The sequence below is a fragment of the Nonomuraea bangladeshensis genome (genome assembly GCF_039529455.1).
GTDB lineage: Bacteria > Actinomycetota > Actinomycetes > Streptosporangiales > Streptosporangiaceae > Nonomuraea > Nonomuraea bangladeshensis.
Genome location: NZ_BAAAMV010000008.1, coordinates 229,793 through 244,100, shown reverse-complemented (window position 1 = coordinate 244,100; position 14,308 = coordinate 229,793). Strand labels below are relative to the sequence as shown.

The window sequence follows — 14,308 nt, the reverse complement described above, 5'->3', positions numbered from 1 at the left end:
CGGCGGCACGTGGAAGACTTGTACGCATGTTGCGCTGGTTGACCGCCGGAGAGTCCCACGGGCCCGAACTCGTCGCCGTCATGGAGGGCCTGCCGGCCGGGGTCGAGGTGACCACGGCCGCCATCGACGAGGCGCTGCGCCGCCGCAGGCTCGGCTACGGCCGCGGCGCGCGGATGAAGTTCGAGGAGGACAAGGTCACGATCGTGGGCGGCGTCCGCCACGGCCGCACCATGGGCAGCCCGGTCGCCATCCGCGTCGGCAACACCGAGTGGCCCAAGTGGGAGAAGGTCATGGCGGCCGACCCGGTCGACCCGGCCGAGCTGGAGGGCCTGGCGCGCAACGCGCCCCGCTCGCGCCCGCGTCCCGGCCACGCCGACCTGTCCGGCATGCAGAAATACGGCTTCGACGACGCCCGCCCCGTGCTCGACCGCGCCAGCGCCCGCGAGACGGCGGCCAGGGTCGCGCTCGGCGAGGTCGCCCGCCGCTTCCTCAAGCAGGCGCTAGGCGTCGACATCGTCAGCCACGTGACCTCGATCGGCGGCGCCGAGAGCCCGTCGGACACCCTGCCAGGCCCCGGCGACCTGGCCCGCATCGACGCCGACCCGGTCCGCTGCCACGACCCCGAGGGCAGCGCCGCCATGGTCGAGGTCATCGACAGGGCACACAAGGACGGCGACACGCTCGGCGGCGTCGTCGAGGTCCTCGCCTACAACCTGCCGCCCGGCCTCGGCAGCTACACCCACTGGGACCGCAGGCTCGACTCCCGGCTGGCCGGCGCGCTCATGGGCATCCAGGCGATCAAGGGCGTGGCGGTCGGCGACGGCTTCGAGACCGCGAGGCGGCCCGGCTCCCGCGCCCACGACGAGATCGCCTACACCACCGACGACGGCGTACGCCGCCTCACCAACCGCGCGGGCGGCGTCGAGGGCGGCATGACCAACGGCGAGATCCTGCGCGTCAGCGCCGCGATGAAGCCGATCTCCACGGTTCCGCGGGCCCTCGCCACCATCGACGTCAAGACCGGCGAGGCGGCCAAGGCCCACCACGAGCGCTCCGACGTCTGCGCCGTCCCGGCGGCCGGCGTCGTGGCCGAGGCCATGGTCGCGCTGGTCCTGGCCGACGCGGCCCTGGAGAAGTTCGGCGGCGACTCCGTCGAGGAGGTCGCGCGCAACCTGTCCGGCTACCTCTCTTCGATGGTGATCAAATGACGGCCAAGGCAGTGCTGATCGGGCCTCCCGGCTCCGGCAAGACCACACTCGGGCGCCTGCTCGCCGAGCGGCTCGGCGTCGGCTTCCGCGACACCGACGCCGACGTCGAGGCGGTCGCGGGCAAGCCCGTCTCCGACATCTTCGTCGAGGACGGCGAGGCCCGCTTCCGCGAGCTGGAGCACGAGGCCGTACGCCGGGCCCTGGCCGAGCACGACGGCGTCCTGTCCCTGGGCGGCGGCGCCGTGCTGCACCCCGAGACCCAGGCCCTGCTCGCCGGCCACCACGTGGTCTATCTCCAGGTGGGGCTGGCCGACGCGGTCCAGCGGGTCGGCCTCGCCTCGGCCCGGCCGCTGCTGGTGCTCAGCCCGCGCAGCCAGCTCAAGAAGCTCATGGAGGAGCGGCGGCCGGTCTACGAGCGGCTCGCGGCGGTGACCGTGACGACCGACCAGCGCGAGCCGGCGGAGCTCGCCGAGGAGATCCTGAAGGGGCTGCCGGCATGAGCGCCGCGACCAGGATCACCGTACGCGGCGACAGCCCCTACGACGTGGTCGTCGGCACCGGCGTGCTGGCCGAGCTGCCCACCCTGTTCAGGCCCGGCGTCAGCACCGTCGCCGTCATCCATCCGGAGACCCTGCCGGAGATCTCCCGCCCCGTGTGCGAGGCCATCGCGGCGGCCGGGCACGAGGTCGTCGCCCTGCCGGTGCCCGACGGCGAGCAGGCCAAGACCGTCGAGGTGGCCGCCCGGCTCTGGTCGGAGCTCGGCCGGCACGGCGTGACCCGTTCCGACGCCGTCGTCGGCGTGGGCGGCGGCGCCACCACCGACCTCGCCGGGTTCGTGGCCGGCACCTGGCTGCGCGGCGTACAGGTCGTGCTCGTGCCCACGACGCTGCTGGCCATGGTCGACGCCGCGGTCGGCGGCAAGAACGGCATCGACACCCCCGAGGGGAAGAACCTCGTCGGCACGTTCCTGCCGCCCGCGGGCGTGCTGTGCGAGCTGTCGACGCTCGACGGCATGCCGCGCGACGACTACCGCGCCGGCCTCGCCGAGGTCATCAAGGGCGGCTTCATCGCCGACCCCGAGATCCTGCGCCTCATCGAGGCCGACCCCGAGGGCGCGACCCGGCCCGGCGGCCCGCACACCCGCGAGCTCATCGAGCGCAAGATCCGCGTCAAGGCCGACGTCGTGGGCGCCGACCTGCGCGAGGCGGGCCTGCGCGAGATCCTCAACTACGGCCACACGCTGGCCCACGCCATCGAACGCGACGAGCACTACCGCATCCGCCACGGCGAGGCCGTCGCCATCGGCATGGTCTACGCCGCCGAGCTGTCCAGGCTCGCCGGGCGGGCCGACCTCGTGGCGCGCACCCGGGCCGTGCTCACCTCGGTCGGGCTGCCCGTCTCCTACCGGGCCGACGCCTGGCCGCGGCTGCGCGACCACATGCGGCTCGACAAGAAGAACCGCGGCGCCAAGCAGCGGTTCGTGGTCCTCGACGGCCTGGCCGAGCCCGGCCGGCTCGAAGGCCCCCCGGAAGAGCTGCTCGAAGCGGCCTACAAGGAGATCTCGGCATGATCCTCGTGCTCAACGGGCCCAACCTGGGCCGGCTCGGCACCCGCGAGCCCGACGTCTACGGCGCCGACACCTTCGAGGACGTCGCCGCGCTCTGCCGCGACACCGGCAAGAAGCTGGGCGAGCACGTCGAGGTCCGCCAGACCGACGACGAGGCCGAGCTGATCGGCTGGCTGCACGAGGCCGCCGACGGCCGCATCCCGGTCGTGCTCAACCCGGCCGCGTTCACCCACTACTCCTACGCGGTGCGCGACGCCATCGCCCAGCGTACGGCGCCGCTCGTCGAGGTCCACCTCACCAATCCCGCGGCCAGGGAAGAGTTCCGGCACAACTCCGTCGTCGCCGGGGTGGCGACGGGCACCATCGCCGGCTTCGGACTACAGTCGTACGTCCTTGCGCTGCACGCTATCGCGGAGATGAACACCACCTCATGAGGCACTACAAGTCCTTCGTCGCGCTCGGCGACAGCTTCACGGAAGGACTGAACGACCCGGGCCCCCACGGCCACTACCGTGGCTGGGCCGACCGGGTCGCCGAGCGGCTGGCCGCCGACGACCCCTCCTTCCGCTACGCCAACCTCGCGGTACGCGGCAAGCTGCTCGACCAGATCATCGCCGAGCAGGTGCCCGTGGCCGTCGAGATGGCGCCCGACCTGGTCAGCTTCTGCGCCGGCGGCAACGACCTGCTCAGGCCGGGCAGCGACCCCGACGTGATGGCGAAGAAGCTCGCCCGCGCGGTGCGGGAGCTGCGGGCGGGCGGGGCCGACGTGCTGCTGTTCACCGGCGTGGATCCGCGCGACACGCCGCTCATGCGCCGGCTGCGGGGCCGCTTCGCCGTCTTCTACCTGCACCTGCGCTCGATCGCCGACCTCTACGGGTGCCGGCTGGTCGACCAGTGGTCCATGCAGGGGCTGCGCGACTGGCGGGCGTGGAGCCCGGACCGGCTGCACATGAACGAGGACGGGCACCGGCTGGTGGCCGCCCGGGTCCTGGACGTGCTGGGCGTGCCGTTCGACGACTGGCGCAAGGACTGGCCGGAGCGGTCCGTCGACCCGCGGGCGCGGCGGCGCGAGGACGCCCAGTGGATCCGCGAGTACCTGGTGCCCTGGGTGGGGCGCCGGCTGCGGGGCGTCTCCTCGGGCGACGGCTTGTCCCCCAAACGCCCCGAACTCACCCCCTGGGGCTGACCCCCCGCCCTCCACCTCACCCCCTGGGGCTGACCCCCGCCCTCCACCTCACGTCCTGGGCGGAGGCCGCCCTCCGCCTCACACCTTGGGCGGAGGCCGCCCTCCGCCTCACACCTTGGGCGGAGGCCGCCCGCCACCTCACACCCTGAGCTGCGGCAAGCCTGCGGCTCACGCCCTGAGCGGCCCCGGCGTCCGGCTCGCGTCCTGGGCGCTCCGACGTCTGGCACACGTGCTGGATGGCCGTCGGTCTGCAGCTCGCGTGCCCGGTGGCCATTGGCATCCGGCCTCGAGTCCTGGAGGCCGCCAACCCTTCAGGGCGTGGGCCATCGGCTGAGCGCTCGCCTCGGCTCAAGCTCCGGGCCAAGCACCTGCGGGCCGTCCGCTGTGCTTCGGTGGGGGCGGCCCTTCGCAATCCTCAGGCGTCGGCTGGTTCCGTTGACTCGGCGGCCAGGCGCTTCAGTGCGGCGCGGGGGATCGCCGGGTCGGTGGTGCGCCAGAACGGGGGCAGCGAGTTCAGCAGGAAGCCGCTGTAGCGGGCCGTCACCAGGCGCGGGTCGAGGACCGCGATGACGCCCTTGTCGTGCTGCGAGCGCAGCAGCCGCCCCGCCCCCTGGGCCAGCAGCAGCGCGGCGTGGTTGGCGGCCACCGCCATGAAGCCGTTGCCGCCCCGCGCGGCCACGTGCCGCTGGCGGGCGGAGGTCAGCGGGTCGTCGGGGCGCGGGAACGGCACCCGGTCGATGATGACCAGCCGCAGCGACGGCCCTGGCACGTCGACGCCCTGCCACAGCGACAGCGTGCCGAACAGGCAGGTGGGCTCGTCCTCGGCGAACTGCTTGACCAGCAGCATCGTCGAGTCGTCGCCCTGGCACAGCAGCGGCACGTCGAGCCGGTCGCGCAGCGCCTCGGTCGCGGCCTTGGCGGCCCGCATCGAGGAGAACAGGCCCAGCGTGCGCCCTCCGGCCGCCTCGATCAGCTCGGTGATCTCGTCGAGGTATTGCTGCGGCAGGCCGTCGCGGCCGGGCTGGGGGAGGTGCTTGGCGACGTAGAGGATGCCTGACCTGGGGTGGTCGAAGGGGGAGCCGACGTCGATGCCCTGCCACTCGCCGGGCCCGCTGAGCCCCCACTGCGCGGCCAGCGCGTCGAACGTGCCGCCCAGCGCGAGCGTGGCGGAGGTGAGGACCACCGTACGCTCGCCGAACAGCTTGTCGCGCAGCATGCCGCTGACGGTGAGCGGCGCGACGCGCAGCGACGGCGGCCGGCGGTCGGTGCCCCCGTCGAGCCAGACGACCTCGGCGCGGTCGGCCTCGGAGGCGTGGCCGTAGGCGTCCAGCATGCGCACCGCCGTGTCGTGCACCTCGTCGAGGGCGGTGAACGCGGCCTTGCGCTGGCCCGCCTTGTCGGGGTCGTCCTTGTCGGCGTTGCGCGGCCCGAGCGCCGTGACGCAGCGCCAGGCGGTGTCGCGGATGAGCTGGAGGGTCAGCCCCAGCACCTGGGGCAGCTCGTCGACGCGCCCCGGAGGGGCGGCGGCGAGCAGCGCCTTGAGGTCCTCGCCGGCCTCCTGGAGCTGGTCGGCGACCGACTGCTCGATGAGCCGGCCGACCCGTCGTACGGCCAGCGACACGGTCAGCTCCGACAGCTCGCCGGTGACGACGGACGTGACCCGGTCGACCAGCTCGTGCGCCTCGTCGACGACCACGACCTTGTGCTCGGGCAGCACCGGCAGCTCGCCCATGGCGTCGATGGCGAGCAGCGCGTGGTTGGTGACCACGACGTCGACCTCGCCGGCCCGCTGCCGGGCCAGCTCGGCGAAGCACTCGGCCCCGCTGGGGCACCGGTTGGCGCCCAGGCACTCCTGTGCGCTGACCGAGAACTGCCGCCATGCCTGCTCGCTCACGCCCGGCACCAGCTCGTCGCGGTCGCCGGTCTCGGTCTCCTCGGCCCACTCCTGGATGCGCTGCACCATGCGGCCGGTGGCGCTCACCTCGCGCGGGTCGAAGAGCTGGTCCTGCTCGTCGTCCTCGGGCCAGCCGGCGGTCGCCTTGTAGCGGCACAGGTAGTTGCGCCGGCCCTTGAGTATCGCGAACGTCGGCTCGTGCGGCAGCTCCTTGCCCAGCGCCTCGGCCAGGCGGGGCAGGTCGCGGTCGACGAGCTGGCGCTGCAGCGCGATCGTGGCCGTGGAGACGACCACGGGCTTGTCGCTGTCCATGGCGTGGCGGATCGACGGGACGAGGTAGGCCAGCGACTTGCCGGTGCCCGTGCCGGCCTGCACGGCCAGATGCTCGTCGGCGTCGATGGCCTGCTGCACGGCGCGGACCATGGTGACCTGGCCCTGCCGCTCGCTCCCTCCGACGGCGTTGACGGCGATGCTGAGCAGTTCGTCGACTGACGGGAGATGGGAGTCCGGCACGGCAGTAAACGCTACCCGCATTTGCCGGGTCGCCGCGCCGAACGCGGTGTGATCGGCCAGACGCATCCCGGCATTCCCGAACGCGTGCGGCGGCGGGCGTGGCACACTGGGCGATCGGGACCCCAACAAGTCGGACACGCGCTCACGGTGGTTGACGAGGGGGCCTGGGGTGTGTATGGGAGAGCCGGTTCAGTAGGGTTTTCCGGGGTTGAGTGGACGCATAAAGGCTGGTTAATACAGTATGTCTGCCATGTCGGAAGTTGTCCCGTTGCCGTCGTTCGGCGAAGTCTTCTTCGATGCACGAGGTCAGGAGCGCTGTCTCCGGGTCACGTGGCACGAGGGCACCTTGGTGCTCAGCCTGTGGCGTGGGGAGATGTGCACAGCGAGCTTCCGCATGCCGATGGAGGACGTCGGCCGGCTGCTCGACACCCTCGACGAGGGCTTCGCCGAGGCCACGGGCGAGCAGCCCGCCGTGCCCGAGCACGACCCGGGCACCGAGGTCATGCCGGGCACCGGCCAGTACCAACGCCCGGCGCAGCCCCTCCACCAGCCGCAGCCGCCGCTCGACGAACGGCCGGTCGCGCTGTCCCCGAACGACGTCCTCGTGGCCCGGGGCCCCGCGCCCCAGGACAAACTCGTGGCCGGGTTCGGCGAGACGACCGGGTCGAGGGAGCAGACCCCCGCCTACGGCGAGCGGGCGCCCTTCACCGGCCCTCAGTACGTCGAGAGCACCGGCCCCCAGCCCCGCTACACCGGCGACCCCTACAGCGGCCCGCAGTACACCGGCGACCCGGCGAGCGGCCCCCACTACTCCGGCGACCCCGCCAGCGGCCCCCAGTACACCGGCGACCCGTTCAGCGGCCCGCAGTACACCGCCGACCGGCCAGCCTACCAGCCGCCGCCGCAGCAGCCCGACCGCTTCACCGGCCCCCAGTATGCCGAGCCCCAGTACGCCGAGCCCCAGTATGCCGAGAACGAGCCCCTCTACCAGATGCCCGGCGCCGACCAGCGCCGCCCGGCGCCGCTCAGCACCGACCCCCTCGGCTTCCCGTCCCAGGCCGCCGGCACGTACGCAGGGAGCGGGCAGCAGGCCCAGCCCTACCAGCCGGACCCGTACGGGCCGGACTCCTACGGATCGGACTCCTACGGCCGCCGGGACTCCTACGCCCAGCAGCCGGCTCAGCAGCAGAGCCAGGGCGCCTCCGGCGGGGCCGGGCTCGGCACACCCATGCACGGCATCCCCGGCGCGGGCCGCCGCCGCACCGCCCCCCAGCAGTCCGCCCCCCAGCAGCCCTCCGCCGGCTACGGCGCCGACTACCGGGACGACTACGGCTCCTACCAGCAGCCCCAGCCCAACCCGGTGGACCCGCTGCTCGCCCTCGGCCGCCAGGAGCAGTACCAGCAGCAGTCCGACCCCGGCATGACCCGCCCGTACGTCGGGGACCCCATGTTCTCCACGGGCGAGCGCCTGCGCCCCGACCAGCCCGACTACCACGAGCGGAGCGACCGCAGGGACTGGTGAGCGGACTGCGGAGTCCGCGCGGCCAGGTACGCTCTCGTCGGCGAATCCGATCAGCCGACGGGGGGAGGCACAGCGGTGAGTCCCATCATGGGCCTGCAACTGCTGCTGGTGGCGGGCGGCGCGATCGCCGTCGCTGCGGTGGCGAGGCGCAAGGGCTGGCCCGCGCCGCTGCTGCTGGTGGCCGCCGGGCTGCTGGTGTCCCCGCTGGTGCCGTTCGTGCCGCTCGACCCGGAGCTGGTCCTCTTCGTCTTCCTGCCCCCGCTGCTCTACTCCGCCGCCCTCGACAGCTCCTACCTGCGCCTGCGTGACGCCAGGCGGGCCGTGGGGCTGCTGTCGATCGGGCTGGTGCTGTTCACCGCGGCGGCGGTCGGCTTCGTCGTGCACCTGCTGCTGCCGGACCTGCCGCTGGCGCTGGCGTTCGCGCTGGGCGCCATCATCGCGCCGCCCGACGCGGTCGCCGCCGTGGCGGTCGGGCGGCGGCTCGGGCTGCCGCGCCGCACGCTGACCCTCCTCATCGGCGAGAGCCTGTTCAACGACGCGACCGCGCTGACGGCCTACCGGGTGGCGATCGGCGCGTTCCTGGGCGGCACCGTCGATCTGCTGCACAGCGTCGGGGAGTTCCTGCTGGCGGCGGTCGGCGGCGTGGCGATCGGGCTGGCGCTGGCCCTGGTGTTCGCCTGGCTGTTCACGCTGACCCGCGACTCGCTGGTCGAGAACACGCTGACGCTGCTCATCCCGTTCGCCGCCTACCTCGCGGCCGAGTCGGTGCACGCCTCCGGTGTGATCGCGGTGGTCATCGTCGGCCTCTACCTCGGCTCCCGCATGCATCTGCGCGGGTTCGGCACGCGGCTGGTGTCCGACGCGGTGTGGCAGGTCACCGCCTTCTTCCTAGAGACGATCGTGTTCGCCCTGATCGGGCTGCAGCTCGTCACCGTGATCCGCGGCATCTCCGGCTACAGCGCCTGGGAGGTGGCCGGCTACGCCGCCGCGGTGCTCGGCGCGACCATCCTGACCAGGTTCGTGTGGGTGTTCGCCGCCACGTTCCTGATCAAGGCGCGGGGCGGTCCGGCCGGGCCCGGCCGGCAGCAGGCCGTCCTGCTGGGCTGGGCGGGCATGCGCGGCGTGGTGTCGCTGGCGGCGGCCTTCGCCATCCCGCCCGAGGTGCCGCCGCGCGACCGGGCGATGCTGCTGTTCCTGACCTTCACCACCGTCATCGGCACCCTGCTCATCCAGGGCACCACGTTCCCCGCGCTGATCAGGCGGCTCGGCGTGTCCAGCGAGCAGGAGCGCTACGAGGACCGGCTGTCCGAGGCGGCGGCCCAGCAGGCGGCGCTGGAGGCGGGCCTCGCCGAGCTCGACCGGCTGGTGGCCGAGCTCGGGAGCGAGCCCGACGAGATCCAGAAGCAGGTCGTCGACCAGCTCAGGGAGAAGTCCTGGCGGCGCTCGCTCACCGCGTGGGAGCGGCTCGGCGGCGGCACCGGGCAGGGCGGCGCGGAGACGCCGAGCACGCTCTACCGGCGGCTGCGCCGCGACATGCTGCAGGCCGAGCGCCAGGTGTTCGTCCGCCTGCGCGACGAGCGGCGCCTCGACGACGAGGTGCTGCGCGAGGTGATGGCCCAGCTCGACTTCGAGGAGGCCATCCTGGAGCGCTGAGGCCGGCCGGCCTCAGCCCATCTGGTTGTCCACGAAGCACCAGCGCCAGTTCTCGCCCCGCTCGAACGACTGCATCACCGGATGCCCGGTGGCGTGGAAGTGGGCGGTGGCGTGCTTGCTCGGCGAGGAGTCGCAGCAGCCGACGTGCCCGCACTCCAGGCAGCGCCGCAGATGGACCCACCGGCCGCCCGCCGCCAGGCACTCCTCGCAACCGTCAGGAGTGCGCGCCGCAGGGTCGTCGGCCTGGGAAAGATGTTCGCAACTAGCCATATCAATCATCCTAGTACGCGGTGACAAAGGCGATCATCGGGGCGTTCTTCCTGCTCACCGCCCTTGCGGCCGATCCTCGGGAGGCGTCTCCTCCTGGCTCTCCCGCTCCGGATCGGTGTCCCCGGCCGGACGGCAGTGGGCCGCGCAGCCCTCGAAGCGGTCCCGGTCGATCGGGGTGAACGACGTCGGAGGGACGTTCTTCAGCGCCGCGAGCATCGTCGCCTTCCAGATCGGCCCGGGAAGGCTCGCCCCGGCGACGATCCCGTAGTACCGGCCGCCGATCGTCACCCCCACCAGCTTGTGCCGCTGCGAGCCCCGCGGGTCGCCGATGCTCACCGCCGCCGCCAGATCGGGGGTGAAACCGGCGAACCAGGCGGTCGCATAATCGTCGGTGGTGCCGGTCTTGCCGGCCGCGTCCCGGCCGATGCCGCCGACGCCGCGCATCGTGCCCTGGGTGAACACGCCGGCCAGGACGTCCGCCGTGGCGTCCGCGACGGCCGGTTCGAGGGCCTGGCGGCACTTCGGACGGTAGCGGGCGGTCTTGCCGTTCCTGTCGGTGATGGCAGTGATGGCCATCGGCGCGCAGTACGTGCCGCGTGCCGCGATCGCCGCGTACGCGGTGGCCACGGTGACCGGGTCCATCTCGTTGATGCCGAGCGTGAACGTCTCGTACTCCTGGAGCGGGCGGCCGTCGGCGCGGCGGATGCCGAGCGACTTGGCCGTGGTCACTGTCTCGCAGAGGCCGGCCCGGCGCTCCAGCTCCATGAAGAACGTGTTCACCGACCCCCACGTGCCCGTCCTGAGGGTCTTCCAGCCGGGGGAGCCCTCGTCGTTGGTGACCGTGTGGGACGGGTCGCCGACGTTCTCGCCCGCGCAGTTCTTGAACGTCGTGTACGCGGGCGCGCGGTAACCCGCGCCAACGGTGAACCCGTCGTCCACCTTCATGCCCTGCTTCAGGGCGCTGATCAGGGTGAACGTCTTGAACGTCGAGCCCGCCTGGAACCCGGTCCCGCCGCCGTGCGCCGCGTCGGCGACCACGTTGTACGAGATCTCGTGGCGGGCGGCCCGGTTGCCGTAGGGGCGGCTGGCCGCCATCGCCTCGATCGCGCCGGTGCCCGGCCGGACCAGGGCCTCGGCGGCGACCGGGCCGTCGGAGGCGTGGACGTACGCGCGGATCGCCCGCTCGGCGGCCGCCTGCTTGACCGGGTCGAGGGTCGTCCTGATGGTGAGGCCGCCGCGGTTCAGGGTGGCGAGGCGGGCCGTGGCGGACCGGCCGAAGTCGGGGTTGTTGAGGATCTCCTGGCGGACGTACAGGCAAAAATAGGGATATTTGCTGGCTTCGCAGCCGCCGGGAAGCTTCGTGCCCTTGTAGCCGAGCTTGGTGCGCTTCGCCCGGTCGGCCGCCGCCTGGGTGATCTTCCCCAGCTCCGCCATCCGGTCGAGCACCACGTTGCGCCGCTTCAGCAAGCGGGCCCGCTGCTCACGGCCCAGGTTGGGGTCGGTCGCGTTCGGGTCCTGCACGGCGCCGGCCAGCGTGGCGGCCTGCGGCAGGGTCAGCCGGGCGGCGTGGACGCCGAAGAAGCGCCTGGCCGCCGCCTCGACCCCGTACGCACCGGCGCCGAAGTACGCGATGTTCAGATATTTCTCAAGAATCTGGTCCTTGGTGTATTTCTTCTCCACGCCCATCGCATAACGCAGCTCGTTCAGCTTGCGCGTGTAGCTGGCCTCCAGGGCGGCCTCGCGCTCGGCGTCGGTGCCGGCGGAGTTGAGCAGCACCTGCTTGACGTACTGCTGGGTGATGCTCGAACCGCCCTGCGCGACCTTGCCCGCCCGCAGGTTCGTGGCGAGCGCGCGCAGCGTGCCCTCCACGTCGATCGCGCCGTGCTCGTAGAAGCGGTAGTCCTCGATCGCCACGATGGCCGTCTTCATGACCTCGGCGATGGCGTCGAAGCCGACCACCTCGCGGTACTCCTCGTAGAAACGCGCGATCTCGCGGCCCTTCGCGTCCCGCACGATCGTGACCTCGGCGGGCGGCGGCTCGACCAGGTCGACCGGCTTGAGGTCCACCTCGTCGGCCGCCGCCACCAGCCCGAACCCGGCCCCTCCCACGGCCGGGACGGCGATCCCGGCCATGAGCACGCCCGCCGCGGCCCCCGCGGCGGCCAGGCGTACGATCTTCGTCCCCCGGCCCGCCATCAGAGCCTGCCGAGCCCGCGGGCGAGCACGGTCGCGGTCTTCGCGAGCACCTTGTCGTCCACCGCGGGCGTCGAGCGGGTGGTGTAGACGGCCATGATGATCGGGGCGGCCGCCTTGTCCGGCCAGATGACGGCGATGTCGTTGGCGCCGCCGACCTCGGCGTTCGTGCCGGTCTTGTCGCCGATCGTCCAGCTCTTGGGCAGGCCGGCGCGGATGCGCTTGTCGCCGGTCCGGTTGGCCCGCAGCCAGCCGTTGAGCCGTCGCCGGTCCTTGGCGTTGAGCGCGTCGCCCCAGGTCAGCAGGCGCAGGTCGCGGGAGATGGCGGCGGGCGTGGTGGTGTCCCGCTTGTCCTTCGCGGTCCAGTCGTTCAGCTCGGTCTCCCAGCGGTCGAGGCGAGAGACCGGGTCCTTCAGCGACCGGAAGTAGCGGGTGAGCCCGGCCGGGCCGCCGATCTGCTTGAGCACCATGTTGCCCGCGGTGTTGTCGCTGAGGGTGATGGTCGCCTCGCAGAGCTGGGCGACGGTCAGGCCGTCGGCGACGTGCTTCTCCGTCGTCGGCGAGTTGGGCTTGAGCTCGGCCTTCGTCCACTTGACGACCTTGTCCATCAGGCCGGGCTCGGACGTGCGGGCCTTGTGCAGCGCCGCCGCGCAGGCCGGCGCCTTGAACGTGGACAGCAGCGGGAACCGCTCGCCCGAGCGGTAGCCGACCGTCCGGCCGGTGGCGGTGTCGATGGCGTACGCCCCGATCCGTCCCTTGTAGGACTTCTCCAGCGCCCGCAGCTCCTTCGTCACCTGAGCCTGCCCGCCCCGCTGCGGCGCGACGGCGGCGTCCGCGGTCGCGGCCGTCGCCGTTCCCAGCGTGCTCCCGGTGAGCAGCGTGGCCGCGAGGGCGGCGGCGAGGCGGCGGGCGGAGGCGTGTCGCATGTGACCTGTCCTAACTGTCGTCCGTCAGAAGGCAGCAGCACACCAGACCGGATCACCAGATGTCTAATAGCGATATCGGCAATCAGGCGATATCCATCCCGATATCATCCCTGGTCGGGATGTCCGCGAATTTCGGCAACCGCGCGTCGGCACCTGCTTGGGTAGGGTCGGGGCATGCGACTCCACAAGAGCCGATTGCTGTCCCTCGCGGTCCTCTCCGCCGCCGCCCTCGCCGTCGCGGGATGCGGCGAGGTCAACCAGACCATCGACAAGGCCCAGGCGTGCCTGGAGGCGCCGAAGATCGTCACCGACCTGGGCGCGCAGATCACCAAGCTCACCGACGATCCCCAGGCCATGGACAAGGCGCTCGACGACGCCGCGGCCAAGCTCGGCGACGTGGCCGACCAGGCCGCCAACACCACGCTCAAGGAGGCCTCCGACAACCTGGCCGACAAGCTGAGCGGCATCTCGGTCCAGAACGTCAACGACGCCGTCGACGCGGCCCAGCAGGTGGGCAAGGAGACGGTCGCGTACCTGGAGACGGTCCGGCAGGCCTGCACCAACTGAGCGGGCGGGCAATCCCGCCTTCTCTAGGGGAAAAGTGGACGAATTACCGTTTTTCCCATGGAACCCGACCCGCGTTTCACCTTGGCCAACGAACGCACCTTCCTCACCTGGCTGAGCACGGCGCTGGCGCTCAGCGCGGGCGGGGTGGCGATGGCGGCGTTGCCCGCCGACGTGTTCGTGCCGTGGATCCGCACCGCGCTGGCCGTCGTGCTCGTCGCGCTCTCGGCGCTGGCCGCCGGCCTGGCCTACCCCCGCTGGCGCAACATCCAGCGCGCCCTGCGCGCCCAGGCGCCGCTGCCGCCGCCCGCGCTCGCCGCCGTGTTCGGCTACGGCGTGGCGCTGGTGGCGGTCATCGCGCTCGTCCTCGTCCTCCTCGCGGCCTGACGGGGGTACGCGGCCATGGGGAGCGCGCCGGAGGAGGAGGTCTGGGACAGCGGCCTGCAGAGCGAGCGGACCCGGCTGGCCTGGGTGCGCACGGCGGTGCTGCTGGCCACCGGCGGGCTCGGCGCGGCCGGGGTGGCGCTGCGCAACGGCCTGCCGGTCGCCGCGGTGGCGGTGTTCGCGACAGCCTCGTTCTGCGGCGGCGTGCTGCTCATCAGGACGCGCGCCCGCTACCGCCGGGTGCAGGCGGCGCTGCACGGCGGCCGGCCGCTCGACCACGGCGCGGACGTGCTGGTCGCCTGGCTCGGCACCCTCTGCGTGGTCCTGGGCGCGGCCGTCTTCGTCGCGTCGCGCACCCTCTGACCTGCGAAGAGCCGGTTTGCGTGATCCGGCGTCCAGGGCGGAGACTCTGGATGAGGGGGTGATTT

General features: G+C 72.6%; 14 protein-coding genes. 10 read left to right on the top strand and 4 right to left on the bottom strand.

Annotated features, from left to right (window positions below; translation table 11 throughout):
- The first annotated feature begins 26 nt into the window (after positions 1-26).
- The 5 genes from aroC to ABD292_RS27165 are packed head-to-tail and all read left to right on the top strand — an operon-like array spanning position 27 to position 3,961.
- Positions 27-1,208 carry a chorismate synthase gene (aroC, locus tag ABD292_RS27185; protein ID WP_344212074.1) on the top strand — a complete coding sequence of 394 codons (1,182 nt, stop codon included), beginning with the start codon at positions 27-29 and terminating at the stop codon, positions 1,206-1,208.
- Positions 1,205-1,708 (top strand): shikimate kinase, encoded by a 504-nt coding sequence (locus ABD292_RS27180; protein ID WP_344212072.1) that lies wholly within the window; start codon positions 1,205-1,207, stop codon positions 1,706-1,708. The genes aroC and ABD292_RS27180 overlap by 4 nt, the downstream gene beginning before the upstream one ends.
- Entirely contained in the window at positions 1,705-2,778 is a 1,074-nt protein-coding gene (gene aroB / locus ABD292_RS27175; protein ID WP_344212071.1) for a 3-dehydroquinate synthase, read from the top strand. Before ABD292_RS27180 ends, aroB begins: the two co-directional genes overlap by 4 nt.
- Positions 2,775-3,209 carry a type II 3-dehydroquinate dehydratase gene (aroQ, locus tag ABD292_RS27170; RefSeq protein WP_344212069.1) on the top strand — a complete coding sequence of 145 codons (435 nt, stop codon included), beginning with the start codon at positions 2,775-2,777 and terminating at the stop codon, positions 3,207-3,209. The genes aroB and aroQ overlap by 4 nt, the downstream gene beginning before the upstream one ends.
- The gene (locus ABD292_RS27165; RefSeq protein WP_344212067.1) at positions 3,206-3,961 is read left to right on the top strand and encodes an SGNH/GDSL hydrolase family protein; all 756 of its coding nucleotides are present in this window, start codon (positions 3,206-3,208) and stop codon (positions 3,959-3,961) included. The genes aroQ and ABD292_RS27165 overlap by 4 nt, the downstream gene beginning before the upstream one ends.
- 415 nt (positions 3,962-4,376) lie before the next feature.
- On the opposite strand, the gene ABD292_RS27160 is transcribed toward ABD292_RS27165, so the two are convergent.
- Positions 4,377-6,389 (bottom strand): ATP-dependent DNA helicase, encoded by a 2,013-nt coding sequence (locus ABD292_RS27160; protein ID WP_344212805.1) that lies wholly within the window; start codon positions 6,387-6,389, stop codon positions 4,377-4,379.
- A 352-nt stretch (positions 6,390-6,741) separates the two neighbouring features.
- Here ABD292_RS27160 and ABD292_RS27155 point away from each other — a divergent pair, with 352 nt between their 5' ends.
- Positions 6,742-7,890 carry a hypothetical protein gene (locus tag ABD292_RS27155; RefSeq protein ID WP_344212065.1) on the top strand — a complete coding sequence of 383 codons (1,149 nt, stop codon included), beginning with the start codon at positions 6,742-6,744 and terminating at the stop codon, positions 7,888-7,890.
- 75 nt (positions 7,891-7,965) lie between these two features.
- The gene (locus ABD292_RS27150) at positions 7,966-9,543 is read left to right on the top strand and encodes a Na+/H+ antiporter (RefSeq protein ID WP_344212063.1); all 1,578 of its coding nucleotides are present in this window, start codon (positions 7,966-7,968) and stop codon (positions 9,541-9,543) included.
- 12 nt (positions 9,544-9,555) lie between these two features.
- Here the strand turns inward: ABD292_RS27150 and ABD292_RS27145 are convergent, their stop codons facing one another.
- The 3 genes from ABD292_RS27145 to bla are packed head-to-tail and all read right to left on the bottom strand — an operon-like array spanning position 9,556 to position 12,932.
- Complete coding sequence (locus tag ABD292_RS27145; RefSeq protein WP_344212061.1) at positions 9,556-9,813, bottom strand: ubiquitin carboxyl-terminal hydrolase 14; 258 nt, start codon at positions 9,811-9,813, stop codon at positions 9,556-9,558.
- Positions 9,814-9,867: 54 nt separating this feature from the next.
- The gene (locus ABD292_RS27140) at positions 9,868-12,009 is read right to left on the bottom strand and encodes a transglycosylase domain-containing protein (RefSeq protein WP_344212059.1); all 2,142 of its coding nucleotides are present in this window, start codon (positions 12,007-12,009) and stop codon (positions 9,868-9,870) included.
- On the bottom strand, positions 12,009-12,932 hold the full coding sequence (gene bla, locus ABD292_RS27135; RefSeq protein ID WP_344212057.1) for a class A beta-lactamase: 924 nt from the start codon (positions 12,930-12,932) through the stop codon (positions 12,009-12,011). The genes ABD292_RS27140 and bla overlap by 1 nt, the downstream gene beginning before the upstream one ends.
- Positions 12,933-13,106: 174 nt before the next feature.
- Here bla and ABD292_RS27130 point away from each other — a divergent pair, with 174 nt between their 5' ends.
- The 3 genes from ABD292_RS27130 to ABD292_RS27120 are packed head-to-tail and all read left to right on the top strand — an operon-like array spanning position 13,107 to position 14,243.
- Positions 13,107-13,499 (top strand): hypothetical protein, encoded by a 393-nt coding sequence (locus tag ABD292_RS27130; RefSeq protein ID WP_344212055.1) that lies wholly within the window; start codon positions 13,107-13,109, stop codon positions 13,497-13,499.
- A gap of 57 nt (positions 13,500-13,556) precedes the next feature.
- Entirely contained in the window at positions 13,557-13,883 is a 327-nt protein-coding gene (locus tag ABD292_RS27125) for a YidH family protein (RefSeq protein ID WP_344212053.1), read from the top strand.
- 15 nt (positions 13,884-13,898) lie between these two features.
- Positions 13,899-14,243, top strand: a complete 345-nt coding sequence (locus ABD292_RS27120) for a DUF202 domain-containing protein (protein WP_344212051.1) — start codon at positions 13,899-13,901, stop codon at positions 14,241-14,243.
- The last annotated feature ends 65 nt before the right edge of the window (positions 14,244-14,308 follow it).

What these genes read in the sequence shown, in the direction of transcription:
- ABD292_RS27165 (WP_344212067.1), top strand. Translation starts at nt 3,206, where the DNA reads ATGAGGCACTACAAGTCCTTCGTCGCGCTCGGCGACAGCTTCACGGAA.
- aroQ (WP_344212069.1), top strand. Translation starts at nt 2,775, where the DNA reads ATGATCCTCGTGCTCAACGGGCCCAACCTGGGCCGGCTCGGCACCCGC.
- aroB (WP_344212071.1), top strand. Translation starts at nt 1,705, where the DNA reads ATGAGCGCCGCGACCAGGATCACCGTACGCGGCGACAGCCCCTACGAC.
- ABD292_RS27160 (WP_344212805.1), bottom strand. Translation starts at nt 6,389, where the DNA reads ATGCGGGTAGCGTTTACTGCCGTGCCGGACTCCCATCTCCCGTCAGTC.
- ABD292_RS27140 (WP_344212059.1), bottom strand. Translation starts at nt 12,009, where the DNA reads ATGGCGGGCCGGGGGACGAAGATCGTACGCCTGGCCGCCGCGGGGGCC.
- bla (WP_344212057.1), bottom strand. Translation starts at nt 12,932, where the DNA reads ATGCGACACGCCTCCGCCCGCCGCCTCGCCGCCGCCCTCGCGGCCACG.
- ABD292_RS27145 (WP_344212061.1), bottom strand. Translation starts at nt 9,813, where the DNA reads ATGGCTAGTTGCGAACATCTTTCCCAGGCCGACGACCCTGCGGCGCGC.
- ABD292_RS27155 (WP_344212065.1), top strand. Translation starts at nt 6,742, where the DNA reads ATGTGCACAGCGAGCTTCCGCATGCCGATGGAGGACGTCGGCCGGCTG.
- ABD292_RS27125 (WP_344212053.1), top strand. Translation starts at nt 13,557, where the DNA reads ATGGAACCCGACCCGCGTTTCACCTTGGCCAACGAACGCACCTTCCTC.
- ABD292_RS27180 (WP_344212072.1), top strand. Translation starts at nt 1,205, where the DNA reads ATGACGGCCAAGGCAGTGCTGATCGGGCCTCCCGGCTCCGGCAAGACC.
- ABD292_RS27130 (WP_344212055.1), top strand. Translation starts at nt 13,107, where the DNA reads ATGCGACTCCACAAGAGCCGATTGCTGTCCCTCGCGGTCCTCTCCGCC.
- aroC (WP_344212074.1), top strand. Translation starts at nt 27, where the DNA reads ATGTTGCGCTGGTTGACCGCCGGAGAGTCCCACGGGCCCGAACTCGTC.
- ABD292_RS27120 (WP_344212051.1), top strand. Translation starts at nt 13,899, where the DNA reads ATGGGGAGCGCGCCGGAGGAGGAGGTCTGGGACAGCGGCCTGCAGAGC.